This is a genomic window from Sphingomonas aurantiaca (genome assembly GCF_003050705.1).
Classification (GTDB): Bacteria; Pseudomonadota; Alphaproteobacteria; order Sphingomonadales; family Sphingomonadaceae; genus Sphingomonas; species Sphingomonas aurantiaca.
The window spans coordinates 43,312-68,915 of the sequence record NZ_QAOG01000003.1; the positions used below are offsets into that span (position 1 = coordinate 43,312).

Genomic DNA, 25,604 nt, shown 5'->3' on the forward strand with positions numbered 1-25,604 from the left:
CCGGGGCCCAGTTGGGGAACGTGGCCAACTGCGGGTGCGCGCCGTTACTGCTACCTTCGCAACTGGGCCCCGGCCTCCGCCGGGGTGGAGTTGTGATGGGGCAGGCGGCGTTCGTTTAGTCGACGCGAACGGGGGGGAGGCCGTCAGGCGCCTGAACCGGCTCTACCGGCTCCGCGCGGAATCCCAGCGTCGCCTTGCCCTGGATCGGGCCGGCGATATCCGCGACGATATACAGCGGCCGGCGCTTCGACTCGACATAAAGGCGGCCGAGATATTCGCCGATCATCCCCAGCACGAACATCTGCACCGCGCCCAGGAACACGGTGACCAGCATCGTCGAAGTCCAGCCCTGCACCGCGCTGCCCGACAGCCAGCCGATCGCGATATAGACGAACAGCAGCAGCGACACGCCGGTCAGCGCGAGCCCCGCATGGCTGGCGAACCGCAACGGCGCGGTCGAAAAGCCGGTGACCGCGTCGAAGGCGAGGCGGATCATCTTGGCGAGCGGATAGTTCGTCTCGCCCGCGAGCCGCTCGGCGCGGTCATAGGGGAAGGGCACCTGGCGGAAGCCGATCCAGGCGACCATCCCGCGAATGAAGCGCGCCTGTTCGGGCAAGCTCAGGAACGCATCGAGCGCCCGCCTGCTCATCAGGCGGAAATCGCCCGTGTCGAGCGGGATCGGCGTTTCGGTCATCCGAGTCAGCAGGCGATAAAAGGCGGCGGCGGTGGCCTTCTTGAACACCGTCTCGCCCGCGCGCTGGCGGCGCACCGCATAGACCACGTCGGCCTGGCTCGCCGCCATCGCCGCGCGCATGTCGGACAGCAGCTCGGGCGGATCCTGCAGATCCGCGTCGATGATCAGGATCTGCTCGCCCGCGCACAGATCGAGCCCCGCGGTCAGCGCCAGCTGGTGGCCATGGTTGCGCGACAGGTTGATCGCGACCAGCCGCGGGTCGGCGCTGGCGAGGCGTTGCATGACGTCCCAGCTGTCGTCGCGCGAGCCGTCGTTGATCAGGACGATCTCGTAATCGTCGCCGACCGCGACCTTGGCCGCGCCGGAAATGCGGGCGTGCAGGATGTCGAGGCACGCAGCCTCGTTATAGCAGGGCACGACAATAGAGAGAGAGGGACGGTTCATCGCCCCCGTCTAGCGTCCGCTGCGCCCGCCGTCATCGTCGGATGTTTCTACACGCGCTCCACGGTGTGCACCGCGTCCGCCGCGCGCAGCCCCGCCATCAACCGCATCAGCTGCTGCACGTCGTGCACCTCGACATCGATCTCGTTGGTGTGGAAGCTCTTGTCGCGCGTATCGAGCCGCAGGTTGATGATGTTGGCCTTGTGCCCGCCGATGATCGTCGAGACGATGCCGAGCGAGCCCGGCTCGTTCTTCACCATCACCGATATCCGCGCGACCGCACCCTCGGTCTCGTCGCCCCAAGCCACGTCGACCCAGTCGGTTTCGTTCTCCGATCGCTCGGCGAGTTCGCCCAGCACGCGGCAGTCGATCGCATGCACCTCGATCCCCGCATCGGGGCGGCGCAGGCCGACGATCCGGTCGCCCGGGACCGGATGGCAGCAGGTCGCAAGGTCGTAGGCGACGCCGGGGGTAAGGCCCTTGATCGAGATGGCGCTCGATTGCGGCGCCAGCGCATGCGTGACGTCCGCGCCCGCCGACCCCGGCATCAGCGCCTCCATGACTGCGGCATCCGACAGCGTGCGTCGCGCGATCGCGACCATCAGCGACGATTCGTCGGGCAGCTTCAGCCGCTTGAGCGCGTGGCTCAGCGCATCGGTGCCGATCTGTGCGGGCAGCCGCGTGACGATGTCCTCGTACAGGCTCTGGCCCAACGCGATCTGTTCGACGCGCTCCTTCTGGCGCAGATGCCGGCGGATCGCCGCGAGCGCCTTGCCGGTCGTCGCGACGTTCAGCCATTGCGGCTGCGGCGACTGGCCCTTCGAGCGCAGGATCTGCACCTGGTCGCCATTCTCGATCACCGTCGACAGCGGCACGACACGGCCGTTGACCTTCGCGCCGACCGCCTGGTCGCCGAGATCGGTGTGCACGGCGTAGGCGAAATCGATCGAGGTCGCGCCCTTGGGCAGCTGGATCAGCTCGCCCTTGGGCGTGAACGCGAAGATGCGATCGGTGTACATCGCCATGCGCGTGTGTTCGAGCAGCTCCTCGGGGCTTTCGGCCGTATCGAGGATCTCGACGAGGTCGCGGATCCAGCTGACCTGCCGGTCGCTGCCGTTGATCTGCTGTTTGTAGGCCCAGTGCGCCGCCAGCCCGAATTCGGCCTGCGCGTGCATGTCGGCGGTGCGGATCTGGATCTCGATACGCGCGCTGTCGGCATGGATCACCGAGGTGTGCAGCGAGCGATAGCCGTTGCGCTTGGGCGTCGAGATGTAATCCTTGAACCGCCCCGGCACCATCGGCCAGCGCTGGTGGATGATGCCGAGCGTGCGGTAGCAATCCTCCTCGGTCGGCACGATCGCGCGGAACGCCATCACGTCGGACAGCTGTTCGAAGCTGATGTGCCGCTCCGACATCTTGCGGAAGATCGAATAGGGATGCTTCTCGCGCCCCGAAATCTCGGCCTCGACGCCGGCGCGCGCGAGCACCGATTTAAGCCCCGACGCGATCTTGGCGATCCGGTCGCCATCGCCCTGTTTCAGCTGTTCGAGGCGGCGATGGATCGATTCGGAGGCTTCGGGCTCAAGCTGTTCGAACGCCAGCGACTGCATCTCGCGCATGAACTCGTACATGCCGATCCGCTCGGCGAGCGGCGCGTAGATGTCCATCGTCTCCTTGGCGATACGACGGCGCTTCTCGGGTTTGGCGATATGGTGCAGCGTCCGCATGTTGTGCAGGCGGTCGGCGAGCTTGACCAGCAGCACGCGGATGTCGTCCGACATCGCGAGCAGGAACTTGCGCAGGTTTTCGGCGGCGCGCTCGTTCTCGGTCTGCGCCTCGATCTTGCTGAGCTTGGTGACGCCGTCGACGAGGCGCGCGACCGATGCCCCGAACAGCCGCTCGATCTCCTCGGGCGTCGCGACCGTGTCCTCGATCGTGTCGTGCAGGATCGCGGTGGCGATCGTCTCGGCATCGAGGTGCAGGTCGGTGAGGATGCCTGCCACCTCGATCGGGTGGCTGAAATACGGATCGCCGGACGCGCGCTTCTGGCTCCCATGCGCCTGCATCGAGAAGACATAGGCGCGGTTCAGCAGGGCCTCGTCGGCGTCGGGATCGTAGTCGAGGACGCGATCGACCAGTTCATATTGGCGCAGCACGGATCGTAGATGGGGCCGCGGAGGGACTTTTGGCAACAAAAAGCGTCGGATCACTGTGATCTAATGACTGCATGAGTAGCGAATGTGTGGGGCGTTTCGCTTCTGCGGCATATGCGGTACCCTTGCCCACGGACGAGGATGACGTGATGGGCAAATTGCGCGAACCACTGCTGGAATGCAGCCTGCCCGCCGCGCTGGAGGCGATGGGCGAGCGCTGGTCGTTCCTGATTCTGCGCGCCGCGTTCAACGGCCTGCACCATTTCGAGGAGTTCCAGTCGGAGCTCGGCATCGCGCGCAATATCCTGGCGAACCGGCTCGCGCGGCTGGTCGAGCACGGCATCCTGGAGCGGCAGCCGATCCCGGAGGACCGCCGCAAGATCGCTTACGGCCTGACCGACAAGGGCTTCGCGCTGCTGCCGACGATGATCGCGCTCAGGCAATGGGGCGAGCGGTGGGAGACGTGCGTTCCGGCGTTCCCGATCCTCGTCGACGCGCGCGATCGGCGGCCGTTGCAGCCGGTCTCGGTGCGCGCGCATGACGGGCGCGTGCTGGGGAAGGGCGACCTGATCTGGGCGCTGCCGGGCGAGGTTGCGGGGGATGAGGCCGAGGCGGCAGAGTAACGCCACCTTTTGTCAGGATGACGAAGGCAGCGCCTCCAGCACCGCGCGGATCGCGTCCGGCAGCGGCACCGGCCGCCCGGTTTCCAGATCGACATGCACGCTGACCATGGTGATCACCGTATGCAGCTCGCCCGTCTCGGCATGCGCCAGCTCGAATCGCTTCGTCAGGCTGGACGTGCCGAGCTTCTCGATCCGCACGAACGCCTCCACCGTATCGCCCAGGCGGAACGGCTTCAGATAATCGATCTCGGTGCGGCGCACGTTGAACTCGGTGCTCGGCCAGACATCCGGCAAGGCCGTAGCGATCCCGGTCCAGTCCCAGAACTCGGTGACCGCGACGTCGGCATATTCGAGATAGCGCGAGTTGAAGACGATGCGCTGGCCGTCGATCTCGGCATAGCGCACGCGAAACCGCGTCGAGAAGGCGAAACCCGGCCGCATGTCAGACGATCAGGCGGATGCCGACGATCGCCAGCACGGTCGCCAGCACCGGCACCAGCACGCGGTCCGACACGCGCGTCGCGATCAGGCTGCCGACGACGATCCCGGGGATCGATCCGATCAGCAGCGACACGAGCAGGTCGACGTCGACCGAGCCGAGGATCCAGTGCCCGATTCCGCCGAGCAGAGTCAGCGGGACGGCATGCGCGATGTCCGATCCGACCAGCCGGTTGATCGGCAGCTTCGGGTACAGGATCAGGAGGGCCGTCATCCCCAGCGCGCCGGCACCGACCGAGGTCAGTGAGACGAGCACGCCGAGGACTGCACCGAGCAGGACCGTCAGCATCGCCTGGCGCTCGCCGCGGACCGTGCCGACGCGGGGCGTCAGCCACGCGACGATTCGGCCGCGCAGGAACGTCGCCACCGCCGACAGGATCAGCGTCACGCCCAATACGACGGTGATCGCATGGCCGGTGTCCGACGATTTCTCGCCGAGATGGTTGAGCACGAGCAACGTCGCGATCGCCGCGGGAACGCTGCCGGTCGCGAGCCGCCGCACGACGCGCCAGTCGACCGTGCCGCGCCAGCCATGCACGGTCGTGCCCACCGTCTTGGTCGCCGAGGCGTAGAGCAGGTCGGTGCCGACAGCGGTGGCCGGGTGGAAGCCGAAGACGAGCACCAGCAGCGGCGTCATCAGCGATCCGCCACCGACGCCGGTCAGCCCGACGATCAGGCCGACGAGCACGCCGGCCACCGAATACAACAGATTGATGTCCACTAAGCGGTTAGCCAGCGCCACGCGCGGGCGTGTTGACGCCCATCGACTGGAGATATTTCTTCACGTTGCGCGCCGCCTGGCGGAGCCGCTGTTCGTTCTCGACCATCGCGATCCTCACATAGCCTTCGCCGTTTTCGCCGTAGCCCACTCCTGGGGCCACCGCGACGTGCGCGTGAGTCAGCAATTGTTTGGTGAACTCAAGGCTACCTAAATGCGCGAGGGCGGGCGGCAAAGGCGCCCAGGCGAACATGCTCGCACGGGGGCTCGGAATATCCCACCCGGCGCGGCCGAAGCTCTCGACCAGCACGTCGCGGCGCTTGTGATAGAGTTCGCGGTTGCGCGCGACGATATCCTGCGGGCCGTTGAGCGCAGCGCAGGCCGCCGCCTGGATCGGCGTGAACGCGCCGTAATCGAGATAGGATTTCACGCGAGTCATTGCCGCGATCAGCGTCTTGTTGCCGACCCCGAAGCCCATCCGCCACCCGGCCATCGAATAGGTCTTGCTGAGCGAGGTGAACTCGATCGCGACATCCTTCGCGCCCGGCACCTGCAGGATCGAGGGGGTCGGCTTGCCGTCGTAATACAGCTCCGAATAGGCTAGGTCGGAGATCACCCAGAGCTTATGCTGCTTCGCGAACTCGACGACGCGTTCGTAAAAGGCCAGGTCGACGACTTCGGCGGTCGGGTTCGACGGATAGCCCATCACCAGCACCGACGGACGCGGCACGGTGAACGCCATCGCGCGCTCCAGGCTCTCGAAATACGCCTCGTCGGGCGTGGTCGGCACCGCACGGATCGTCGCGCCGGCAATGATGAAGCCGAAGGTGTGGATCGGATAGGACGGGTTGGGCGCGAGCACGACGTCGCCGGGCGCGGTGATCGCGGTGGCGAGGCTGGCGAGCCCTTCCTTCGAGCCCATCGTCACGACGACCTCGGTCTCGGGATCGACGTCGACGCCGAACCGGCGGCCGTAATAGTTGGCCTGTGCCTTGCGCAGACCGGGAATGCCCTTCGACTGCGAATAGCCGTGCGCGCTGGGCTTGCGCGCGACTTCGACGAGCTTTTCGATGACGTGCTCGGGCGGCGGCAGATCCGGATTGCCCATGCCGAGATCGATGATGTCCTCCCCGCCCGCGCGCGCCGCCGCCCGCATCGCGTTCACTTCGGCGATGACATAGGGGGGCAAGCGTTTGATGCGGTAGAAATCTTCGGACATGATCAGCCTCAAGCTGGAGGAGGGGATGCTGTACCGCAGCTAAAGGGAGGCGTCACCCACTCCGTACCACCGCGTTCGTCCCCTTGAATTGGATCGAGAGCGTATTTCCCAACGCCGTCACCCCAGCGAACGCTGGGGTGACGGGGTAGGGTGGGTGACGATGTGGGGCGGGAGACGGGAATAGAGAGCGGCGGCGGCATGAATCGGTTGTGGCGCAAGCTTCCGCTCCAGCCACACCTGCGTTAAGCTCCCGAAAAACCAGAGGACGCCATGGCCGAAACTCCTCCCGCTCCGAGCCTGCCCGATCTCCAGCACTGGACCTGGGTGATGGGCCGCGCGCAGCAGATGATGATGGAGCAGGGGCTCGCCGCGATGCAGGCGCCGCCGGAGGGGATGCCGGCGATCCCGGGCTTTACCGATCCCGCCACGCTGGCGCGCGCGCGCGATTTCTGGAGCGAGAGCTTCACGCTGTGGCAGCGGTTCCTCGATCCCGCCAAGGCGCCGGAACCCGCGCCCGTCACCGACAAGCGCTTCAAGGCGCCGCAGTGGCGCGAACCCGTGTTCGACCTGATCCGCCAGAGCTATGAACTGATCGGCGACCACATGCTGCGCAGCGTCGAGGCGCTCGACGGGCTCGACGCCAAGCAGAAGGAGCAGTTGCGGTTCGCGACCAAGGGGTTCGTCGATGCGATGAGCCCGACCAACTTCGCGCTGACCAACCCGCAGGTGATCGAGAAGACGATCGAGACGCGCGGCGAGAATCTGCTCAAAGGGCTGCAGAACATGATGGCCGATCTTGCCCGCGGGCAGGTGACGCATACCCCCGACGGCGCGTTCGAGCTGGGCCGCAACCTGGCGATGACGCCGGGCAAGGTGGTCAAGCGCACGCCACTCTACGAACTGATCCAATATACGCCCACCACCCCCAAGGTGCTGGCGACGCCGCTCGTCATCTTCCCGCCGTGGATCAACCGGTTCTACATTCTCGACCTGACGCCCGAGAAGAGCTTCATCCGTTGGGCTGTCGAGCAGGGCATCACGGTGTTCATGGTGTCGTGGAAATCCGCCGATGCGAGCATGAAGGACGTGATCTGGGACGATTATGTCGCCGCGCAGGTCGATGCGATCGACACGGTCCGCGCCGCGCTGAAGGTGCCGGCGGTCCACACCATCGGCTATTGCGTCGCCGGGACGACGCTGGCGGCGACGCTCGCGCTGCTGGCGGCGCGCGGCGAGGCGGCGAAGGTCGCGAGCGCGACGTTCTTCACCGCCCAGGTCGATTTCGCGCAGGCGGGCGAATTGCAGCATTTCATCGACGACGAGCAGTTGAAGATGGTCGCGTCGCTCTCGCCCGAGGGGTTTCTCGACGGGCGCTACATGGCGACGACGTTCAACCTGCTGCGCGGGCGCGACCTGATCTGGAACTATGTCACGCAGAATTACCTGCTCGGCCAGGATTACGTGCCGTTCGACCTGCTCCACTGGAACGGCGACACGACCAACCTGCCCGCGAAATGGCACCTGAGCTATCTGACCGACCTCTACCGCGACAATCTGCTGGTGCAGCCCGGCGCGATCAGCGTCGCCGGAACGCCGCTCGACCTGACCAAGGTGACGACGCCGAGCTATGTCCAGGCGGGGCGCGAGGATCATATCGCGCCGGCCGAGAGCGTGTGGAAGCTGACTCAGCTGTTCACCGGGCCGCTGAAGTTCGTGCTGGCGGGGTCGGGACATATCGCCGGAGTCGTGAACCCGCCGGCCGCCGGGAAGTATCAGTATTGGACCAATCCCTCGGCGCATACGACGCTAGCGGACTTCGTCGCGGGGGCGACCGAGACCAAGGGAAGCTGGTGGCCGGACTGGGTCGAATGGGTCCGCGCGATCGATGCCAAAACCGTGTCTGCAAAAGGGGTTAGGATACCCGGCGCGGGGTCGCTCGAAGCGCTGGGCGATGCGCCCGGGACGTACGTCAAAGGCCGGTAGCGCTACCTTCCGTTCACGTCATGGTGCAGTGCACAAGATATTTGTGCGCCGCCGCGAATCGTGTATAAAGATCGCGACATTACTCCGAAGAGAGGTGCGTGGATGACGGATATCGTAAAACCGACGGCCAAGTCCGACTCGAAGCCGCTCGTCACCGCGAAGGCTCCTCGGACTGTCGCCAAGCCGGCGCAACCGGCATCCGAGTCGATCGCTGTCCCGCCGGCGCCTGCGCCGGTCGTCACGGCTCCGGCACCCGAGCCGGTCGTCTTGACGCCGGTACCTGAGCCGATCGCCATGACGCCTGCGATCGAACAGCCCCCTGCGGCAGACTGCGTACCGCCGCATCCCGACTCTCCAGCCCCGATATCAGCCGCCCCGATCACGGCCGCCGCGCCCCCGGGGATTCCTGTCAGCGAAACGAAGGACGCCATCATGGAAACGATCCAGAGCATCACCGAGAAGACCAAGTCCCTGTTCACGAACGGGTTCGGCGGCACGACCACCACCGATTTCACCGAGCAGGCCAAGGGCGCGATGGAAAAGTCGGCGAAGATGGCGGAAGATTTCGTCGCCTTCGGCAAGGGCAATATCGAGGCACTGGTCGAATCGTCGAAGATCGCCGCGAAGAACGTCGAAGCGCTCGGCCAGGAAGCTGCCGATTACGCCAAGACCTCGTTCGAGCACGCGACCGAAGCCGCCAAGACGCTCGCCGCTGCCAAGTCGCCGACCGAGTTCGTGAAGCTGCAGAGCGACTATGCGCGCACCGCGTTCGACACGATGATCGCCGAGGGCTCGCGCTCGACCGAGCGGATGCTCAAGATGTTCGGCGAGTTCGCGCAGCCGATCTCGAACCGGGTCGCGGTTGCGACCGACAAGATGAAGATGCCGGCCTGAGCCTGGCGCCGCGCTGCCCCCGGGTAGCGCGACAGGATCAGACGCGACAGGAGGGGGCGGCCGTCACGCGACGGTCGCCCCCTTTGCGGTTGCGGTTTTAGCGCGCCGTGTGTCGGCGCCCCCTTGCTCTTGCCCGACGGGATGCCATATTTTGACGGCATGGTGGTGGACTCTGAAATGATGGCCGTAGAATCGATGGCCGAGCGCCGTGACGATGGCGAGGATGGTACCGGCGGCACGGGCGCTGGCATTGCGACCAAGACGCGTGCGAAGACCAAGCAGCCGACACCGTACCGTGTGCTGATGCTCAACGACGATTACACGCCGATGGAATTCGTCGTGCTGTGCCTCCAGCGGTTCTTCCGCATGGATATGGAGGCGGCGACTCGCGTCATGCTCCACGTCCACCAGAAGGGCGTCGGGGTGTGCGGCACGTTCAGCTATGAGGTGGCGGAGACCAAGGTCAGCCAGGTCATGGATTTCGCCCGGCAGAACCAGCATCCATTGCAGTGCACGCTCGAAAAGGCGTGAGCCTCACCGCTTGACCCTATTCCCTTGCTAATCCTCCCCCTGGCGAGGGAGGAGAGCAGGCGAACCCTAGCGCGCGGGCGGGAGCCAGCGCAGGTCGAGCCCGTCGAAGCGTTCGATGTAATTCGCCGCCTGTGCCAGCAGCGTCTCCTTGAGCAGCGTCACCCGGCTGCCCTCGCGCCGGATCAGCCCGTCTTCCTCGAGCTGGCGGAGCATGCGGTTGACGTGCACCGCGGTGAGCCCGGTCGCGTCGCCGATCTCCTCCTGCGTGACGCCAAGCGTGAAGCTGTTGCCGATCGCCTGGTCGCGCCTGCGCAGCCGGTTGTGCATCTCGATCAGCAACGCGGCGATCCGCGCCTTGGCAGAGGTGCGCCCGAGCGCGGCGAGCCGGTCGGTCAGCGCGACCTTCTCCATCTGGTTCATCACCATGATGATCGCCGACAATCGCGGATGATCGGTGACCAGCGCAGTCATCACCGAGCGATCGAACGGGCAGACCGTGCAATCGGTCAGCGCGACCACCGTCTCCGGGGAATCGCGATACACCAGCGCCGACACGCCGAGCATGTCGCCGGTATGGAGGAAGCGGAGGATCTGGCGGCTGCCGTCGTCGAGCAGCACATAGCTCATCGCCATGCCGCGCTGCAGGATGAAGAGCTCGGGCTGCGGATCGTTCTCGCGCAGCAGGATCGCGCCGCGACGCAAGTCGCGCGGGCGCTCCTCCAACCGCGCTAACGCAGCCCTTTCGTTCATCGACAAGTCGATGAGATCGCCGACGCGTTCGGCGAAGCAGCTGTCCGGCACTCTGTGATGGTCCCCCATGTTCGAGGGCACAAAGAGCAAAGCTATGATTCCCGCGCATTAAAGTCGATCAAGCGCGTGCATTCGGGCGTCGTGCGCGCGAGTCCGCTCGTCGGGTCCGTGCTGCGTGGCCCTTGCGCGCACCGCCAGCCGCGATACACACCCGGGATGGACCGTATTCTCATTCGTGGCGGCAACCGCCTGTCCGGGCGCCTGCCCATTTCCGGTGCGAAGAACGCAGCGCTCACGCTGATGCCGTGCGCGCTGCTGACCGAGGAACCGCTGACGCTGCGCAATCTGCCGCGGCTCGCGGACGTCGACGGCTTTGGCCATCTGCTCAACCAGCTGGGCGCGTCGACCGCGATCCAGGGGACGCGGCCCGAGGATTTCGGCCGGGTCATGACGATCCGCGCGGGCAATCTCACCTCGACCGAGGCGCCGTACGATATCGTGCGGAAAATGCGCGCGTCGATCCTCGTGCTCGGGCCGCTGCTCGGCCGCGGCGGCGAGGCGACGGTGTCGCTGCCGGGCGGTTGCGCGATCGGCAACCGCCCGATCGATCTGCACCTGCGCGCGCTCGAGGCGATCGGCGCCGAGCTCGAGATGGCGGCGGGCTATGTGAAGGCGACCGCGCCGGGCGGGCGCCTGCCGGGTGGACGCTATCGCTTCCCGATCGTGTCGGTTGGCGCGACCGAGAACGTGATCATGGCGGCGGTGCTCGCCAAGGGGACGAGCGTGATCGAGAACGCCGCGCGCGAGCCCGAGATCGTCGATCTGTGCAACTGCCTGGTCGCGATGGGCGCGTCGATCGACGGGATCGGCACGGAGACGCTGACGATCGAGGGCCGCGACCGGCTGCACGGCGCGACCTATGCGGTGATGCCCGACCGGATCGAGGCGGGCAGCTATGCCTGCGCCGCGGCGATCACCGGTGGCGACCTGGAACTGGTCGGCGTGGCGATCCCCGACATGGGCGCGACGTTCGATGCGCTGGTCGAGGCAGGCGTGTCGGTCACGCCGACCAAGGACGGCGTGCGCGTCGCCGCGGACGGCGGACTGAAGCCGCTGACGCTGTCCACCGCGCCCTATCCCGGCTTCGCGACCGACATGCAGGCGCAGTTCATGGCGATGCTCTGCAAGGCGGATGGCGCGAGCGTGCTGACCGAGACGATCTTCGAGAACCGCTACATGCACGTGCCCGAACTGGCGCGGATGGGCGCGGATATCCAGGTGCGCGGGCGGACCGCGGTGGTGCGCGGCGTCGACAAGCTCGTGGGGGCGCCGGTGATGGCGACCGACCTGCGTGCTTCGATGAGCCTGATCCTGGCGGGTCTCGCGGCGGACGGCGAGACGTCGGTCGGCCGGGTGTATCATCTCGACCGCGGGTATGAGCGGCTGGAAGAGAAGCTGTCGGCCGTTGGCGCGGATATCGAGCGCGCCAGCGACGGGTGAGGGTCGGGAGGCGTAGTTGAGCCGGGGCTAGCCCTCTCCCCTCTGGGGAGAGGGTTGGGTGAGGGGCTGTTCCGGGCGCTGCACTGCTTGGCTGCCCCTCACCCCGACCCTCTCCCCGGAGGGGAGAGGGAGCAGGTTGCTGGGTCTTGCGGTGGCAACCTTGTGCCTCACGGACGCTGGGGGGCGGTCCAAGCAGCGCTGCCCCGCTAGTTCCCCCGCGAAGGCGGGGGCCCAGGATCAAGCAGTTGCCCTTGGTAGTCCGGTAGACATCTACGCAGCGCCGCCGGCAAAGCCGCCGTCGGACGGGTTCGGTAAACCGACCCGCCGGCCGTGCCGGGCACTGCCCGCTCGCTTCGCTTGCGGGCAGTGCCCGTCAGTACATGTGCTGCCCGCCATTGATGCTCAGCGTAGACCCGGTCACGAACCCGCCCTCCTCCGAGCACAGGAACGCCACGCCGCGCGCGATCTCGGTCGCCTGACCCAGCCGCCCGACGGGGATCTTCGCGACGATCTTCTCCAGCACGTCGGCCGGCACCGCCGCCACCATGTCCGTGTCGATATAGCCGGGCGCGATCGCGTTGACCGTGACGCCGGCGCGCGCGCCCTCCTGCGCCAGCGCCTTGGTGAAGCCGTGGATGCCCGATTTCGCCGCGGCATAGTTGACCTGTCCATACTGCCCGGCCTGCCCGTTGATCGAACCGATGTTGACGATCCGCCCCCATTTGCGCGTCCGCATGCCCGGGAACACCGCCTTGGCCATGTTGAAGCAACCGCCGAGGTTGGTGTCCATCACCTCTTTCCAGTCCTGATACGTCATTTTCAGGATGGTGCCGTCGCGGGTGATGCCCGCATTGTTCACGACGATATCGACATCGCCCAGATCGGCCGCGACCTGCGCGCAGCCTGCCTGGCACGCATCATAGTCGGCGACGTCCCATTTATACGCCTTGATGCCGGTGCGCTCGGTGAATTCCCGCGCCCGGTCGTCGTTGCCGGCATAGGTTGCGGCGACGGTCAGCCCCATGTCCTGAAGCGCGAGACTGATCGCCTCGCCGATGCCGCGCGTACCACCGGTTACAATTGCAACGCGTGCCATCAGTCTCTCCTCAGGTTCGTCCTTTTGCAAAGGCTAGCCAGCCCGCACCCATCCTTCAAGCTCGCGTGCCAAAATGCTGCGCAGCATTTCCACGCCGACCGGGCTGTCGTTGAGACACGGGAGATAGGCGAAATGCGTGCCGCCCGCTTCCTCGAAGCTCTCGCGCCCGCGGATTGAAAGCTCCTCGAGCGTCTCCAGACAGTCGGCGGAGAAGCCCGGCGCGAAGATCGCGATCTTCGTCTTGCCGGCCTTGGCAAGCGCGACGAGCGTCTCGTCGGTCGCGGGGCCCAGCCACTTTTGCGGCCCGAACCGCGACTGGAAGGCGATCGTCAGATCGCGCCCCATCCGCTCGCCGAGCAACCGCGCGGTCTTCTGGCAGTGGCAGTGATAGGGATCGCCCTGCTGCAACGTCCGCTTCGGCATCCCGTGGAAGCTCGCGACGATCGCGTCTGGCGTGAAGTCGAGCGCGGCGAGCCCCTCCTCCAGCGAGTCCTTCAGCGCGTCGATATACAGCGCGTCGTCGTAATAGGGTGGCAGCGTGCGGATCGCCGGCTGCCAGCGCAGCCCGGCCAGATGCTTGAACGCCTTGTCGTTCGCGGTTGCAGTCGTTGCTGCGCAATATTGCGGATAGAGCGGCGCGAGCAGGATGCGCTCGCAACCCGCCGCCTTCATCGCGACAAGCCGGTCCGAAATCGATGGATTGCCATACCGCATCGCCCAATCGACCAGGACGGTGGGGCCGAACGCATCCTTCAGCGCCGCCGCCTGCAACCGCGTGATCGCCGCGAGCGGCGATCCGTCGTCGCGCCAGACCTGCGCATAGGCGTGCGCGGACTTTTTCGGGCGCGTGTTCAGGATGATCCCGCGCAGAATCGGCTGCCACGCGATCTGCGGGATTTCGACGACGCGCGAATCGGACAGGAATTCGCCGAGATAGCGCTTCACCGATTTCGCATCGGGGCCATCGGGCGTGCCGAGGTTCATCAGCAGTACGCCGATCTTGGGGGCAGGAATCGGCGGATGATCGGGGGGCAGGGTCATGCTGCCGGTCTTAAGGGCAAATTGCGGATGCGAAAGCCCGTTGACGCATGGAGCGCGTTGGCGATCGCGGGCGCGACCGCGGGGACGCCGAGTTCGCCGACGCCGCCGGGCGCCTCCTCGCTGCGGATCAACTCGACGGTGATGTCGGGCGTGTCGCCCAGCCGGGGCAGCGCGATCGTGTCGAACCCGCGCGCATCGGCGAGCCCGCGGGTGATTCCCGTCGATGCGCCGAGCGCGCCGGCCAGCCCGAAGATCAGCCCGCCCTCGATCTGCTGGCGGACGATGTCGGGGTTGATCTGCGCGCCGCAATCGACCGCGGCGACGAGGCGGTCGACGACCGGGCGCTGGTCCGGCCCCAGATGCGCCTCCGCCATGACCGCGATGTAGCTGCCGCGAAAGGCATGCGCCGCGATGCCCTGGCCGCTGCCTGCGACACCGCCGTTCCACCCGCCGAGCGCCGCCGCGGTCGACAGGCAGCGCGCGAGGCGCGGCGCGCTGCCGAGCATGCCGATGCGGAACGACATCGGTTCGGACTGCGCGACATGCGCGAGTTCGTCGAGGAAGCATTCGGTGAAGAACGCGGTGTAGCCATGCGCGCCGCCGCGCAGGTGCCCGGTCGGGATGCCGATCTCGGCGGCATGGTGATCGATCGCATAGGCCGGGATGCGATAGGCGGGCGTCGCGCCCGCCACGGCATAGCGGTCGCCGCGCACCCCGATCAGCGCGGCCTCGGTCGCCAGGCCCGGCATCATCCGGCGCGCCATCTCGGCCCCGGTCGACGGCGCCGCGATCTTCGCGCTCCAGCCCAGAATCGCGCCATTGGGGGCGAGCCGCGCCGCCATCTTCGCCACTGCCGGCGCGCGGTAGGGATCGTGGAGCGACTCCTCGCCGCGCGACCAGACGAGGCTGACGGGGCGCCTGAGCTTTAGTGCGAGGATCGCGGCCTGTTCGGCGATATCGGGTTTGAGTGCGGCGCCGAATGACCCGCCGATCAGCATCGGGTGGACGACGACCGAGTCCTCGCCGAGACCCGCCGCACGCGCCGCCGCGGTTCGCGCGAGGCCGGGTGCCTGGGTCGCGAGCCAGAGTTCGAGCCGGCCGTTCGAGAAGGACGCGGTGGCGCTGCGTGTCTCGATTCCTGCGTGCAGGCCGAGGCCCGCGCGATAGGTCGCGGTGACGAGCTTGGCGCCCTGGAAGGTTGCCGCGACATCGCCGACCGACGTCATCGTCGTGCCGGGACGCGCGAGGGCGGCGTCCAGCGCTGCGTCGATCGAGCGGGTATCGGGGAGGGGGGCGGCATTTTCGAACCGCGGCGCGAGCGCGTCGAGCGCCTTGTGCGCCGCCCACCATGTCGTCGCCACCGCCGCGACCCAGCGCGGGTTTTCGACCACTGACAGCACGCCGCGAATGCGATCGGCGGCGGCGCGATCGACCTTCGTCAGGCGGCCGCCGACCGGCGCCTGCCGGATCGCGGCATGCACCATGTCGGCGAGCCGGACGTCGCCCGCGAAATTCGCCGAGCCATCGACCTTCGCGGCGGTGTCGATCCGCGGCACCGACGTGCCGGCAAGCTTGCCCGCGCCCTGGATCCCGAGCGGCAGCGGATCGGGCAGCGTGAAGGTCGCCGCCGCCTCCGCCAGTTCGGCGAAGCGGATGCGCTTGCCGGCATGCGTGCAGAAGCCCGCCTCGACGGCCACTTCGGTCCAGTCGGCATCCCAGCGTTTTGCCGCCGCCATGCACAGCAGCGCGCGCGCGCCCGCGCCCGCCGCGCGACAGGCCTGTTCGAACATCCGGATCGAACTCGATCCGCCGGTGAGCATCGGCGGTTGCGGGGTGCCTTGGGGCAGGCGGTCGAACAGCCCTTCGAACAGGTCGTGCAGGCCGACCGGGTTGGCGTAGAGCGGGTTAAGCGGGGCGGGTTCGACGCCGACGGTGCGCCAGTCTGCGCCGAGTTCGTCCGCGACGATCTGGGGGAGGGTGGTGTAGACGCCCTGGCCGTGCTCGACCTGCGGGACGGCGACGGTGACATGGCCGTCGGTGCCGATCTTGAGCCAGGCGCCGAACGGGGTTTCGCCGGGGTTGGCGACGAGGGTGGGCGCGTAGCGGCGGGGCCAGAGGCCCCAGGCGATGACGAGGCCGATTCCTGCGCCGCCGCCTATCAAAAATCCACGTCGGTTGAACGTCATGCTGACCGCCCTAACCCTTCTCCCCCACGGGGAGAAGGTGGCGCGGCAGCGTCGGATGAGGGGGCGTGGGTCTCCGGGACCGTGCCGGGAGACTCACTGCCCCTCTCCCTTCCGTCGCCTGCGGCTCCTCCCTCCCTCTCCCCGTAGGGGCGAGGGACAGTCAGGCCAGCGCGCGGTACGTTGCCTTGAGCGAGACCTTGTCGATCTTTTCCGTCCCTAGCCGCGGCAACGGCTGCTCGGAAATCCAGATCCGCTGCGGCACCTTGAACGCGGCGATGTGCTGGTAGAGGAACGCGCAGAGATCGTCGGGCGTCAGCGTCTCGCCGTCGCGCACCACGACGACTGCGCCGGGGACCTCGCCGAACCGCTCGTCCGCCAGCCCGAATACTGCCGCCTCAGCGACCGCCGGATGCTCGTAGAGCGCGGCCTCGACCTCCTGGCATGAGATATTCTCGCCGCCGCGGATGATGATGTCCTTCTTGCGGTCGACGATGAACAGATAGTCGTCCTCGTCGAGATAGCCAATGTCGCCCGTGCGGAAATAGCCGTCCGACGTAAACGCCGCGGCGGTCGCGTCCGGGCGGTTCCAATATTCCTTGAAGTTGCAGATCGTGCGGATGCACACCTCGCCGCGCTGACCCTGGTCGACCGGGTGGCCGGCATCGTCGAGGATCGCGAGATCGACCAGCGGTGCGCCCGCGCGGCCGGCGGAATTGGGCTTGGCGAGATAGTTGCCGCGCCAGTTGCCCGTGCCGACCGCGTTGGTCTCGGTCAGGCCGTAGCCGATCAGCGGCGCGCTTCCGCCCATCTCCGCATCGAGCCGGCGGACGTGATCGACCGGGCGCGGCGCCCCGCCCGCGGCGAAATCGGTGACGGTCGACAGGTCGTACTTCGCGCGATCGGGGTGGTTGAGGATTTCGAAGCTCATCAGCGGGACGCCGACGAAATAGGTGACGCCCTCGGCCTCGATCAGCCGCATCGCCTCGCCCGCATCCCATTTCGGCATGAGCACGAGTTTCCGCCCCATTGCGAAGCTCTGGAGGAACACGGGCACCTCGCCGGTGATGTGGAACAGCGGGATCGTCAGCAGCGTGACCGGCTGGCCGACCGGCGGATTGCCCTGCGCGGTGGCGATGCCGACCATCATCATCGCCTGGGCGAGATAGTTGAAGATGCCCTGCACGATCGCGCGATGCTCGGACAGCGCGCCCTTCGACTGGCCGGTCGACCCGCTCGTGAACAGGATCGTCGCATGATCCTCGGGCCCGAGCGGCGACAGGTCCGCGGTGTGATCGTCCTTGGCGAGCACGGCCGCGAGCGCCTCGGTGATCGGGCGCGTATCGTCGATCTCGATCACCGGCGTGGTGAGGCCCGCGATCTGCGCGAGCCGCTTCACGCGCGGCGGGTCGGCGAAGACGAGCGCGCAATCGACGTCGCGGATCGCCGCTTCCAGCTCCTCCGCCTGCCACCAGCCGTTGAGCAATGTCGCGACGCCGCCAGCCATGACGATGCCCATGTAGAGCACGATCCACGACGGCGAATTGCGCATCGCGATGCCGACCCGGTCGCCCTTCGCCACGCCGTGCCCACCGACCAGCGCGCGCGCGACCCGCTCCGCCGCGGCGTGGACCTCGCCGAACGTCAGCCGCTCGGGGCCCGACACGAGGAAGACGGCGTCGCGATGCTCGTTGGCATAATGCGCGAAATAGTAGCTGAGCGCGGGCGGCGCGGCGGCGATCGTCGGGAGCGTGACCCCGAACCGCTCGGCCGAACCGAGCGCCAGCATGCCGTCGGGCGCCGTCAGCGCGGCCATCGTCGAATCCATAGCCGCATCGAGCTCGGTCCGCATATCGCTCTCCTACTTGGTCTTATCGTTACTCGTCTTTATGCAGGGGCGAACGCGTGGGGAAAAGCCTTTGATCCTGTCGACCATTTCTGCTGCCGTCGGCAGTCATATCCGCTTCGAGGACCTGGGTTTGCACCCCGATGTCTTCTCGATCGGGTTCTTCACGCTGCGCTGGTATAGCCTGGCCTATATCGGCGGGATCCTGCTCGGCTGGTGGTATCTGCTCAAGCTGCTCGCCCAGCCCGGCGCACCGATGGCGCGGCGGCATGCCGACGACCTGGTGTTCTACGCGACGCTCGGCATCATCCTGGGCGGGCGACTCGGCTATGTGATCTTCTATGCGCCCGAGATGTTCCTGCATCCCTTGCGGATCTTCCGGTTGTGGGACGGCGGGATGTCGTTCCACGGCGGGGTCATCGGCACGTCGATCGGGTTGATCCTGTTCGCGCGCAAGCACCAGCTCAACTGGTTGCGCGTGCACGATTATATCGCCTGCGCCGTCCCGTTCGGGTTGTTCTTCGGGCGGCTCGCCAACTTCGTCAACGGCGAGCTCTGGGGCAAGCCGACCGACGTCGCCTGGGGCATCATCTTCGAACGCACCGTGCCGTTCGGCATGATCGAGCCGGCGCGCCACCCGAGCCAGCTGTACGAGGCGGGGCTGGAGGGCATCCTCCTGTTCGCGCTGCTGTGGTTCGCGTTCTGGAAGACCAAGGCGCGCTACGATCCGGGCAAGCTCGTCGGGCTGTTCGTGCTGGGCTACGGGCTCGCGCGCTTCACCGTCGAGTTCTTCCGCGAACCCGATTCGCAGCTGCGGGCCTTTGCCGAACATACCGGGCTGCACATGGGCCAGTGGCTGTGCGTGCCGATGATCGTCGGCGGCGCCTATCTGGTCGCGACCTCGGCCAAGCGCCGCGTGCGGGTCGAGTCGATCGCGGGGACGCAGAGCGTCGCCTGACTCCCCTCCCGCTTGCGGGAGGGGGCGGGGGAGGGCATGGCCGCAAACGTCATGGCCAACGATACTCCAGCCCCTCCCCTAACCCCTCCCGCAAGCGGAAGGGGAATAGAAGCCGCCCTTCCCGAACGCCTCGCGCGCGCGATCGCACTCGCGGGGCCGATCCCTGTTGCGCAGTATATGGCGGCGGCCAACGCGCACTATTACGCCACGCGCGACCCGCTTGGCGCGGGCGGCGACTTCACGACCGCGCCCGAGATCAGCCAGATGTTCGGCGAACTCGTCGGCCTGTGGTGCGCGGACCTGTGGGACCGGGCGGGGCGGCCGGATGTGGCGTGGGTCGAGCTCGGCCCCGGTCGCGGGACGCTCGCCGCCGACGCCGCGCGCGCGATGGCGAAGGCGGGGCTCGAACCCCCGGTCCATTTCGTCGAAACCAGCCCGGCGCTCCGCACCGCGCAGGCCGAGCGCGTCCCCGGTGCGACGTGGCACGACACGTTCGACACGCTGCCCACCGATCGGCCGCTGATCGTCGTCGCCAACGAGTTCTTCGACGCGCTGCCGATCCGCCAGCTCGTCAAGCGCCAGCAGTGGCACGAGCGGCTCGTCGCCGCGCAGGACCTGCTGTTCCTGCCGATCGCGGGCAAGCCGCTGCCCGATGCGGTCATTCCCGAGCCGTTCCGCGATGCGCCTGCGGGCTCGATCCTGGAGACCTCGCCCGCCGCCGTGGCGATCGTCCGCGGCCTCGCGCAGCGGATCGCCCGGCAGGGCGGCGCGCTGATCGCGATCGACTATGGCTATGAGGGGCCTGCGCTCGGTGACAGCTTGCAGGCGGTCCGCGGCCATGCGTTTGCCAACCCGTTCGAGGCGCCGGGCGAGCATGATCTCACCGCGCATGTCGACTTCACCACACTCGCCGCCGCCGCGCAGGCCGAGGGCGCAGTCGCCTGGGGGCCGGTCAGCCAGCGCGACCTGCTCGGCGGGCTTGGCATCGATTCGCGCACCTCGGCGCTCGCCAAGGCAGCGCCCGCGCGCGCCGACTCGCTGGCCGCGGATCGGAGCCGGTTGATGGACGACATGGGGACTTTGTTCAAAGCGCTCGCGATCACTGCGCCGTCCTGGCCGACCCCGGCGGCGTTCGCGGGGATGGGCGCGTGATCGCCTATCGCGACGCGGTGCCCGCCGACGGCCCGGCACTCGCCGCGATGGCGAAGCAGTCGTTCACCGAGACGTTCGGCACGCTGTACCGCCCCGAGGACCTCGCCGCGTTTCTGGACCAGGCGTTCGGCGAGAACGGGTTGCCGGCGCAGATCGGCGATCCTCGCTACACGATCCGGCTTGCTACCGACGGCGCGGCGATCGTCGGGTTTGCCAAGATCGGCCCCGTCGCCTTTCCCGGCGACTGGCCCGAGACGGCGGTCGAACTCTACCAGCTCTATGTTCGCGCCGACCAGCATGGCGCAGGCGTCGGCCCCGCGCTGATGGACTGGGCGATCGATGCCGCGCGGGCTGACGGGCGGACGGAACTGATCCTCAGCGTCTATGTCGACAACGCGCGCGCGATCCGATTTTACCAGCGCTATGGGTTCGTCGAGATCGGCCGCTATGTGTTCATGGTCGGCGAGCAGCCTGATGACGATCGCATCATGAGGTTGGTGTTGTGATCGTCGAGATCGCCGCAGATGAGCACCACCCCGGCGGAGGCCGGGGCCCAGTTGGAAAGGTCGCAGTAACGATGAGCAGCGCTTCGTCAGCAACGTCTCCCAACTGGACCCCGGCCTTCGCCGGGGTGGTGCTATGCGAGGGGCGTTCGGCATGACCATCGACGTCATCCGCGCCAAGTCGCTCGGCGAGGTCCGCCACGGCTTTCTCGGCCGTCGCGGGGGCGTGTCGACCGGCGCCTATGCGAGCCTCAACGTCGGTATCGGGTCCGACGACGACCCCGGCGCGATCGTCGAGAACCGCCGGCTTGCGAGCGAGGCGGTGCTGCCGGGCGGCACGCTCGTCGGGCTCTACCAGATCCATTCCGCCGACGTGGTCACCGTGATCGCGCCGTTCGACGATTCGCTTCGTCCCCGCGGCGATGCGCTGGTCACCAACCGACCCGGCGTGGCGCTCGGCATCCTCACTGCGGACTGCGCGCCGGTGCTGTTCGCCGATGCGGAAGCCGGCGTCGTCGCCGCCGCGCATGCCGGGTGGAAGGGGGCGCTCGGCGGCGTCACCGATGCGACGATCCTCGCGATGGAGGCGATCGGTGCGCGCCGCGACCGCATCGTCGCCGCGGTCGGTCCGTGCATCGCGCGTGCGAGCTACGAGGTCGACGACGCGTTCATCCGCCGGTTCTGCGAATCGGATCCGGAGAATGAGCGCTTCTTCGCGGATGGCCGCGCGGACCATTATCAGTTCGACCTGGAGGCCTATGTCGTCAGCCGGCTCGCGGTCGCCGGGATCGGCCGGATCGAGGCGCTCGGGCTCGACACCTACGCCGACCGGGAGCGCTTCTTCAGCTACCGCCGCGCGACCCATCGTGACGAACCCTCTTATGGCCGCCAGATCAGCATCATCGGGCTGTAACGGGTCCCAAATCCTGCATCGCTCGTTTAGGCTCGACAGATCGGTCCGCGCCAGACGGGCCACGCAGGAGCTTATGAATGTCCGATACCCCCGATAACGCAGGCGCCATCCCCGCCGAGACCGAAGCCGACCTGACCGGCGTCGCCGCGCGAGTCGCGCCCAAGCCAGAGGTCGAGAAGATCGGTGGGCGCAAGCTGAAGCCGTCGACGCTGATGATGGGGCACGGCTATGATCCGTCGCTATCGGAAGGCTCGCTGAAGCCGCCGATCTTCCTCACCTCGACCTTCGTCTTCCCCAACGCCGCGGCGGGCAAGCGGCATTTCGAGGGCGTCACCGGCAAGCGTCCGGGCGGCGCCGAGGGCCTTGTCTATTCGCGCTTCAACGGGCCGAACCAGGAGATTCTCGAGGACCGCCTCGGCGTGTGGGAAGAGGCGGAGGACGCGCTCGCCTTCTCGAGCGGCATGTCCGCGATCGCGACGCTGTTCCTCGCGATGGTGAAGCCGGGCGACACGATCGTCCATTCGGGGCCACTTTATGCAGCGACCGAGACGCTGATCGGCCGCGTGCTCGGCAAGTTCGGGGTGAAGTGGCTCGACTTCCCGGCGGGTGCGACGCGCGAGGAGATCGACGCGGTGATGACCGAGGCCGCGACCGGCAACGTCGCGCTGATCTATCTCGAAAGCCCGGCTAATCCGACGAACGCATTGGTCGATGTCGAGGCGGTCGCCGCCAGCCGGGATGCGATCTTCAAGGGTGAAAAGCCGCCGATCGCGATCGACAACACGTTCCTCGGGCCGCTCTGGTTCCAGCCGCTCAAGCACGGCGCGGACATCGTCGTCTATTCGCTGACCAAATATGTCGGCGGGCATTCGGATCTGGTCGCTGGCGGCGTGCTCGGATCGAAGGAGCACATCAACACGATCCGGACGATGCGCAACACGATCGGCACGATCACCGATCCGAACACCGCGTGGATGCTGTTGCGCAGCCTCGAGACGCTCGAACTGCGGATGAGCCGCGCGGGTGAGAATGCGGCGAAGGTCTGCGGCTTCCTGCGGCATCACCCGAAGGTCGAGCGTGTCGCGTATCTCGGCTTCCTCGAGGACGAGCCGGGCATGGAGCGGCAGGCCGACATTTATCGCCGCCATTGCACCGGCGGCGGCTCGACCTTCTCGCTGTACCTCAAGGGCGGCGAGCGCGAGAGCTTCGCGTTTCTCGACGCGCTGAAGATCGCCAAGCTCGCGGTGTCGCTCGGCGGGACCGAGACGCTGGCGAGCCACCCCGCGGGCATGACGCACCTGTCGGTGCCCGATGCGCGCAAGCAGGCGCTGGGGATCACCGACAACCTCGTCCGCATCTCGATCGGCGTGGAGGATCCGGACGACCTGATCGCCGATTTCGAGCAGGCGCTGGAGACGATCTGATCCTGAAGGGGCCTCTGCCGCCTCCTTGTTCTCCCGCGAAGGCGGGAGCCCAGTCTGGGTCCCCGCCTTCGCGGGGAAACACGATGGGATGGGGCAGGTTTTGGGGTGAAGTCGTCGGCCCGACCGGCTAGCATCGGTCGATGCCGATCTTCACCCCTATCCCGCAGGACGACTTCGTCGCTGCGATCCACGTCCTCGCCGCCAAGCTGGCCGAGGACACCGCATGGACCCCCGATTTCATCATCGGCATCGGCCGCGGCGGGCTGGTGCCCGCGGTGTTCCTCAGCCACGCTATCGGCCTGCCGACTTTGTCGGTCGATTATTCGAGCCAGGTGAAGGACTTTGCCGACGCGCCGCTGGTGAAGCTCGCCAAGCGGACTCGCGATGGCGAGCGGCTGCTGTTTCTCGACGACATCAACGATTCGGGGCGGACGATCACGCACCTGCGCGGCGCGCTCGCGGCGGCGGGTGCGGTCGACGGCGCGGTGCGGTTCGCGATGCTGATCGACAATGTCAGCTCGGCCGAGCGGATCGAGTATAGCGCGCGGACGATCGACCGGACGGTGACCAAGGACTGGTTCGTGTTCCCGTGGGAGGCCGTCGCGCCGAGCGCGGCGATCGCGCAGGATGCCGCCGAAGTGCCGGATCGGATCGCTTAGCGCGACCGGTGCCTGCGTGGGTGTGCAGCGCAGACGAACAAAGGGCCGGCTTCCATATGGGAAACCGGCCCTCGCCCTCGATACGCTACGCGAGGGAACTGGGAAACTGGTTGGGCCTGCACGAGCGGGACGTCGGCAAAGCCGTCGTCGGTCGGGTCAGGCGCTGCCTGCCCGCCGTCCGTGCCGGCGGTTGCGCGCTGTCGCGCGCACCTGCCCGGGCGCTGCCGGGCTTACCGCCGGCAATACCCTGGGTTGTCCGACTTATCGATCGCGTTGCCGGCCAGGCCGCCACCCGCTGCGCCGAGGACCGCGCCGAGCGTCCGGTCACCGCGGCCGGCGATGGTGTGTCCGAGCAGGCCGCCGGCGAGTGCGCCGATGATCGTGCCGCCGGTGTTGTCGCAACCGCGACGGTTGCGCGCATTGTAGCGGCGATCGTTGCCGCGATACTCGCGATAATCGCTCCGGTCGTAACCGCGATCGTATCCGCGATAGCCGCCCTGATAACCATCGTAGCCACGCTCGTAGCGCGAGCCGTAGCGCTGCGCATCGGCGGCGGCGGGAACGAGGGCGGTTGCACCCAATGCGAGGGCACTGGCGGCGAGGGTAAAAGTCTTGAACATCGTGCGTCTCCCGTTGGGGATTTCGGCGGCGGCGGTGGCCGTGCTTCCATCCTCGATGAGAGGCTTATGGGTGATTCGCATTGAGCCGAGCCTGAATGCCTCCGTTATCCGCTGTTCATGCTTCCGCGGACCGCGCTGGGCCCTATGAGGGCGCGATGCGACGCCTGATCACCGCCCTGTTCGTCTGCGTCAGCGTCTGCGCGATCGTGCCGGGCTGGTCGGGCGAATCGCGGCTCGACCTGCTCGGCGAGCGCGCGCAGCTGACCGCGACGCGCGTGATGCTCGATCGCACCAATCCGCGGCACGTGCGCGTCGGCGGGCTCACCTATCTCGGCGGGGTCGCGCTCGACAGCCGCGATCCGGCGTTCGGCGGATTCTCGTCGCTCGACGTCAGCAGCGCCGCGGGCGGCCATCGCTTCACGTTGCTGAGCGACGGCGGCAACATCGTCCAGTTCGACATGGGGGGCGACTGGCGCCCGCACCGAATCGCGTTCAGCAACCTGCCCGCCGGACCCGGCATCGGCTGGGAGAAGCGCGACCGCGACAGCGAATCGATGGCGATCGATCCGAAGACGGGCCAGATCTGGGTCGGGTTCGAGGATAGCAATTCGATCTGGCGCTATGCCCCGGGGTTCGCCCGGTACGAGGCGCGGGTTGCTCCCGAGGCGATGCGCAAATGGCCTGCCAATGGCGGCCCCGAATCGATGGCGCGGCTGCCCGACGGTCGATTCGTCGTCATCAGCGAGGAGGCGCATGTGCGGCGCCCCGACTGGACCGGGTCGGAGACCGACCGGCTGGACACGCGGCAGGCGCTGATCTTCGCGCGCGATCCGACCGCGGGCGGGGCGCCGGCGCGATTCGCCTACGCGCCCTATGGCCGGTACGATCCATCGGACGTCACCGCGTTGCCGAACGGCGACCTGCTGGTGCTCGATCGCGGATTCCGGCTGCCGTTCCGATTCTCCGCGCGGATATCGCGAATCGACCGGCGCGACGTGGCGGCGGGGCGAATCGCCAAGGGGCGCCTGATCGCGACGATCGACGCGCCGCTGATCCACGACAATTTCGAGGGGATCGACACCACGATCGAGAATGGCGCGACGATCGTCTGGATCGTGTCCGACGACAACCAGCTCGTCCTCCAGCGCACGCTGCTGCTGAAGTTCCGGCTCGATCGCTAGACGCACAAACGCCGACGGCCCGCC

Annotated in this window: 23 protein-coding genes; 12 read left to right on the forward strand and 11 right to left on the reverse strand. The window is 67.4% G+C overall.

Annotated elements, in window-relative coordinates:
* Positions 1-115: 115 nt before the first annotated feature.
* The gene (locus C8J26_RS09220; RefSeq protein ID WP_107957684.1) at positions 116-1,138 is read right to left on the reverse strand and encodes a glycosyltransferase family 2 protein; all 1,023 of its coding nucleotides are present in this window, start codon (positions 1,136-1,138) and stop codon (positions 116-118) included.
* Positions 1,139-1,185: 47 nt separating this feature from the next.
* On the reverse strand, positions 1,186-3,291 hold the full coding sequence (locus tag C8J26_RS09225) for a RelA/SpoT family protein (RefSeq protein WP_056416030.1): 2,106 nt from the start codon (positions 3,289-3,291) through the stop codon (positions 1,186-1,188).
* Between the two features lie 146 nt (positions 3,292-3,437).
* On the opposite strand from C8J26_RS09225, the gene C8J26_RS09230 reads away from it, so the two are divergent.
* A complete protein-coding gene (locus C8J26_RS09230) occupies positions 3,438-3,911 on the forward strand; it encodes a winged helix-turn-helix transcriptional regulator (RefSeq protein WP_056417171.1) in 474 nt (157 codons plus the stop codon).
* A 12-nt stretch (positions 3,912-3,923) separates the two neighbouring features.
* On the opposite strand, the gene C8J26_RS09235 is transcribed toward C8J26_RS09230, so the two are convergent.
* The 3 genes from C8J26_RS09235 to C8J26_RS09245 are packed head-to-tail and all read right to left on the reverse strand — an operon-like array spanning position 3,924 to position 6,346.
* Positions 3,924-4,352 carry an acyl-CoA thioesterase gene (locus tag C8J26_RS09235; protein WP_107957685.1) on the reverse strand — a complete coding sequence of 143 codons (429 nt, stop codon included), beginning with the start codon at positions 4,350-4,352 and terminating at the stop codon, positions 3,924-3,926.
* Between the two features lies 1 nt (position 4,353).
* Entirely contained in the window at positions 4,354-5,130 is a 777-nt protein-coding gene (locus C8J26_RS09240) for a sulfite exporter TauE/SafE family protein (RefSeq protein ID WP_107957686.1), read from the reverse strand.
* Positions 5,131-5,137: 7 nt separating this feature from the next.
* Entirely contained in the window at positions 5,138-6,346 is a 1,209-nt protein-coding gene (locus C8J26_RS09245; protein ID WP_107957687.1) for an LL-diaminopimelate aminotransferase, read from the reverse strand.
* Positions 6,347-6,616: 270 nt separating this feature from the next.
* Between C8J26_RS09245 and C8J26_RS09250 the strand changes: the two genes are divergently transcribed.
* The 3 genes from C8J26_RS09250 to clpS all read left to right on the forward strand — a co-directional run bounded on the left by C8J26_RS09250 (position 6,617) and on the right by clpS (position 9,754).
* Entirely contained in the window at positions 6,617-8,329 is a 1,713-nt protein-coding gene (locus C8J26_RS09250; protein ID WP_107957688.1) for a PHA/PHB synthase family protein, read from the forward strand.
* 432 nt (positions 8,330-8,761) lie between these two features.
* Entirely contained in the window at positions 8,762-9,223 is a 462-nt protein-coding gene (locus tag C8J26_RS20860; RefSeq protein ID WP_056416051.1) for a phasin family protein, read from the forward strand.
* A gap of 195 nt (positions 9,224-9,418) precedes the next feature.
* Positions 9,419-9,754, forward strand: a complete 336-nt coding sequence (gene clpS / locus C8J26_RS09260; protein WP_055875355.1) for an ATP-dependent Clp protease adapter ClpS — start codon at positions 9,419-9,421, stop codon at positions 9,752-9,754.
* A 66-nt stretch (positions 9,755-9,820) separates the two neighbouring features.
* Here clpS and C8J26_RS09265 read toward each other — a convergent pair whose 3' ends face one another.
* Positions 9,821-10,504, reverse strand: coding sequence for a Crp/Fnr family transcriptional regulator (locus C8J26_RS09265; RefSeq protein ID WP_234422585.1), 684 nt, complete (start codon positions 10,502-10,504; stop codon positions 9,821-9,823).
* Positions 10,505-10,720: 216 nt separating this feature from the next.
* Here C8J26_RS09265 and murA point away from each other — a divergent pair, with 216 nt between their 5' ends.
* Positions 10,721-12,004 carry a UDP-N-acetylglucosamine 1-carboxyvinyltransferase gene (gene murA / locus C8J26_RS09270; RefSeq protein WP_055874164.1) on the forward strand — a complete coding sequence of 428 codons (1,284 nt, stop codon included), beginning with the start codon at positions 10,721-10,723 and terminating at the stop codon, positions 12,002-12,004.
* A gap of 373 nt (positions 12,005-12,377) precedes the next feature.
* On the opposite strand, the gene phbB is transcribed toward murA, so the two are convergent.
* The 4 genes from phbB to C8J26_RS09290 form a co-directional block, all read right to left on the reverse strand.
* Positions 12,378-13,100 carry an acetoacetyl-CoA reductase gene (phbB, locus tag C8J26_RS09275; RefSeq protein WP_056066403.1) on the reverse strand — a complete coding sequence of 241 codons (723 nt, stop codon included), beginning with the start codon at positions 13,098-13,100 and terminating at the stop codon, positions 12,378-12,380.
* 33 nt (positions 13,101-13,133) lie between these two features.
* Positions 13,134-14,141, reverse strand: a complete 1,008-nt coding sequence (gene hemH / locus C8J26_RS09280) for a ferrochelatase (RefSeq protein WP_107957690.1) — start codon at positions 14,139-14,141, stop codon at positions 13,134-13,136.
* A complete protein-coding gene (locus tag C8J26_RS09285; RefSeq protein ID WP_107957691.1) occupies positions 14,138-16,327 on the reverse strand; it encodes a xanthine dehydrogenase family protein molybdopterin-binding subunit in 2,190 nt (729 codons plus the stop codon). Before C8J26_RS09285 ends, hemH begins: the two co-directional genes overlap by 4 nt.
* Before the next feature lie 160 nt (positions 16,328-16,487).
* Positions 16,488-18,176 carry a class I adenylate-forming enzyme family protein gene (locus C8J26_RS09290; protein WP_208631367.1) on the reverse strand — a complete coding sequence of 563 codons (1,689 nt, stop codon included), beginning with the start codon at positions 18,174-18,176 and terminating at the stop codon, positions 16,488-16,490.
* Between the two features lie 70 nt (positions 18,177-18,246).
* Here C8J26_RS09290 and lgt point away from each other — a divergent pair, with 70 nt between their 5' ends.
* The 6 genes from lgt to C8J26_RS09320 all read left to right on the forward strand — a co-directional run bounded on the left by lgt (position 18,247) and on the right by C8J26_RS09320 (position 23,779).
* Positions 18,247-19,128, forward strand: coding sequence for a prolipoprotein diacylglyceryl transferase (gene lgt, locus C8J26_RS09295; protein ID WP_407818267.1), 882 nt, complete (start codon positions 18,247-18,249; stop codon positions 19,126-19,128).
* Between the two features lie 51 nt (positions 19,129-19,179).
* Positions 19,180-20,280, forward strand: coding sequence for a class I SAM-dependent methyltransferase (locus tag C8J26_RS09300; RefSeq protein ID WP_107958117.1), 1,101 nt, complete (start codon positions 19,180-19,182; stop codon positions 20,278-20,280).
* Entirely contained in the window at positions 20,277-20,786 is a 510-nt protein-coding gene (locus C8J26_RS09305) for a GNAT family N-acetyltransferase (RefSeq protein ID WP_107957692.1), read from the forward strand. Before C8J26_RS09300 ends, C8J26_RS09305 begins: the two co-directional genes overlap by 4 nt.
* Before the next feature lie 151 nt (positions 20,787-20,937).
* A complete protein-coding gene (gene pgeF / locus C8J26_RS09310) occupies positions 20,938-21,696 on the forward strand; it encodes a peptidoglycan editing factor PgeF (protein WP_107957693.1) in 759 nt (252 codons plus the stop codon).
* A 77-nt stretch (positions 21,697-21,773) separates the two neighbouring features.
* Entirely contained in the window at positions 21,774-23,120 is a 1,347-nt protein-coding gene (locus C8J26_RS09315) for a cystathionine gamma-synthase family protein (RefSeq protein WP_056416078.1), read from the forward strand.
* 140 nt (positions 23,121-23,260) lie between these two features.
* Complete coding sequence (locus tag C8J26_RS09320) at positions 23,261-23,779, forward strand: phosphoribosyltransferase (RefSeq protein ID WP_056416080.1); 519 nt, start codon at positions 23,261-23,263, stop codon at positions 23,777-23,779.
* Positions 23,780-24,009: 230 nt separating this feature from the next.
* Here C8J26_RS09320 and C8J26_RS09325 read toward each other — a convergent pair whose 3' ends face one another.
* The gene (locus C8J26_RS09325; RefSeq protein ID WP_056417178.1) at positions 24,010-24,399 is read right to left on the reverse strand and encodes a glycine zipper 2TM domain-containing protein; all 390 of its coding nucleotides are present in this window, start codon (positions 24,397-24,399) and stop codon (positions 24,010-24,012) included.
* A gap of 155 nt (positions 24,400-24,554) precedes the next feature.
* Between C8J26_RS09325 and C8J26_RS09330 the strand changes: the two genes are divergently transcribed.
* Positions 24,555-25,580, forward strand: a complete 1,026-nt coding sequence (locus C8J26_RS09330; protein ID WP_244185237.1) for an esterase-like activity of phytase family protein — start codon at positions 24,555-24,557, stop codon at positions 25,578-25,580.
* The last annotated feature ends 24 nt before the right edge of the window (positions 25,581-25,604 follow it).

What these genes read in the sequence shown, in the direction of transcription:
- C8J26_RS09220 (WP_107957684.1), bottom strand. Translation starts at nt 1,138, where the DNA reads ATGAACCGTCCCTCTCTCTCTATTGTCGTGCCCTGCTATAACGAGGCT.
- C8J26_RS09230 (WP_056417171.1), top strand. Translation starts at nt 3,438, where the DNA reads ATGGGCAAATTGCGCGAACCACTGCTGGAATGCAGCCTGCCCGCCGCG.
- C8J26_RS09235 (WP_107957685.1), bottom strand. Translation starts at nt 4,352, where the DNA reads ATGCGGCCGGGTTTCGCCTTCTCGACGCGGTTTCGCGTGCGCTATGCC.
- C8J26_RS09245 (WP_107957687.1), bottom strand. Translation starts at nt 6,346, where the DNA reads ATGTCCGAAGATTTCTACCGCATCAAACGCTTGCCCCCCTATGTCATC.
- C8J26_RS09250 (WP_107957688.1), top strand. Translation starts at nt 6,617, where the DNA reads ATGGCCGAAACTCCTCCCGCTCCGAGCCTGCCCGATCTCCAGCACTGG.
- C8J26_RS20860 (WP_056416051.1), top strand. Translation starts at nt 8,762, where the DNA reads ATGGAAACGATCCAGAGCATCACCGAGAAGACCAAGTCCCTGTTCACG.
- clpS (WP_055875355.1), top strand. Translation starts at nt 9,419, where the DNA reads ATGGCCGAGCGCCGTGACGATGGCGAGGATGGTACCGGCGGCACGGGC.
- C8J26_RS09265 (WP_234422585.1), bottom strand. Translation starts at nt 10,504, where the DNA reads ATGAACGAAAGGGCTGCGTTAGCGCGGTTGGAGGAGCGCCCGCGCGAC.
- murA (WP_055874164.1), top strand. Translation starts at nt 10,721, where the DNA reads ATGGACCGTATTCTCATTCGTGGCGGCAACCGCCTGTCCGGGCGCCTG.
- phbB (WP_056066403.1), bottom strand. Translation starts at nt 13,100, where the DNA reads ATGGCACGCGTTGCAATTGTAACCGGTGGTACGCGCGGCATCGGCGAG.
- hemH (WP_107957690.1), bottom strand. Translation starts at nt 14,141, where the DNA reads ATGACCCTGCCCCCCGATCATCCGCCGATTCCTGCCCCCAAGATCGGC.
- C8J26_RS09285 (WP_107957691.1), bottom strand. Translation starts at nt 16,327, where the DNA reads ATGACGTTCAACCGACGTGGATTTTTGATAGGCGGCGGCGCAGGAATC.
- C8J26_RS09290 (WP_208631367.1), bottom strand. Translation starts at nt 18,176, where the DNA reads ATGCGGACCGAGCTCGATGCGGCTATGGATTCGACGATGGCCGCGCTG.
- C8J26_RS09300 (WP_107958117.1), top strand. Translation starts at nt 19,180, where the DNA reads ATGGCCAACGATACTCCAGCCCCTCCCCTAACCCCTCCCGCAAGCGGA.
- pgeF (WP_107957693.1), top strand. Translation starts at nt 20,938, where the DNA reads ATGACCATCGACGTCATCCGCGCCAAGTCGCTCGGCGAGGTCCGCCAC.
- C8J26_RS09315 (WP_056416078.1), top strand. Translation starts at nt 21,774, where the DNA reads ATGTCCGATACCCCCGATAACGCAGGCGCCATCCCCGCCGAGACCGAA.
- C8J26_RS09320 (WP_056416080.1), top strand. Translation starts at nt 23,261, where the DNA reads ATGCCGATCTTCACCCCTATCCCGCAGGACGACTTCGTCGCTGCGATC.
- C8J26_RS09325 (WP_056417178.1), bottom strand. Translation starts at nt 24,399, where the DNA reads ATGTTCAAGACTTTTACCCTCGCCGCCAGTGCCCTCGCATTGGGTGCA.
- C8J26_RS09330 (WP_244185237.1), top strand. Translation starts at nt 24,555, where the DNA reads ATGCGACGCCTGATCACCGCCCTGTTCGTCTGCGTCAGCGTCTGCGCG.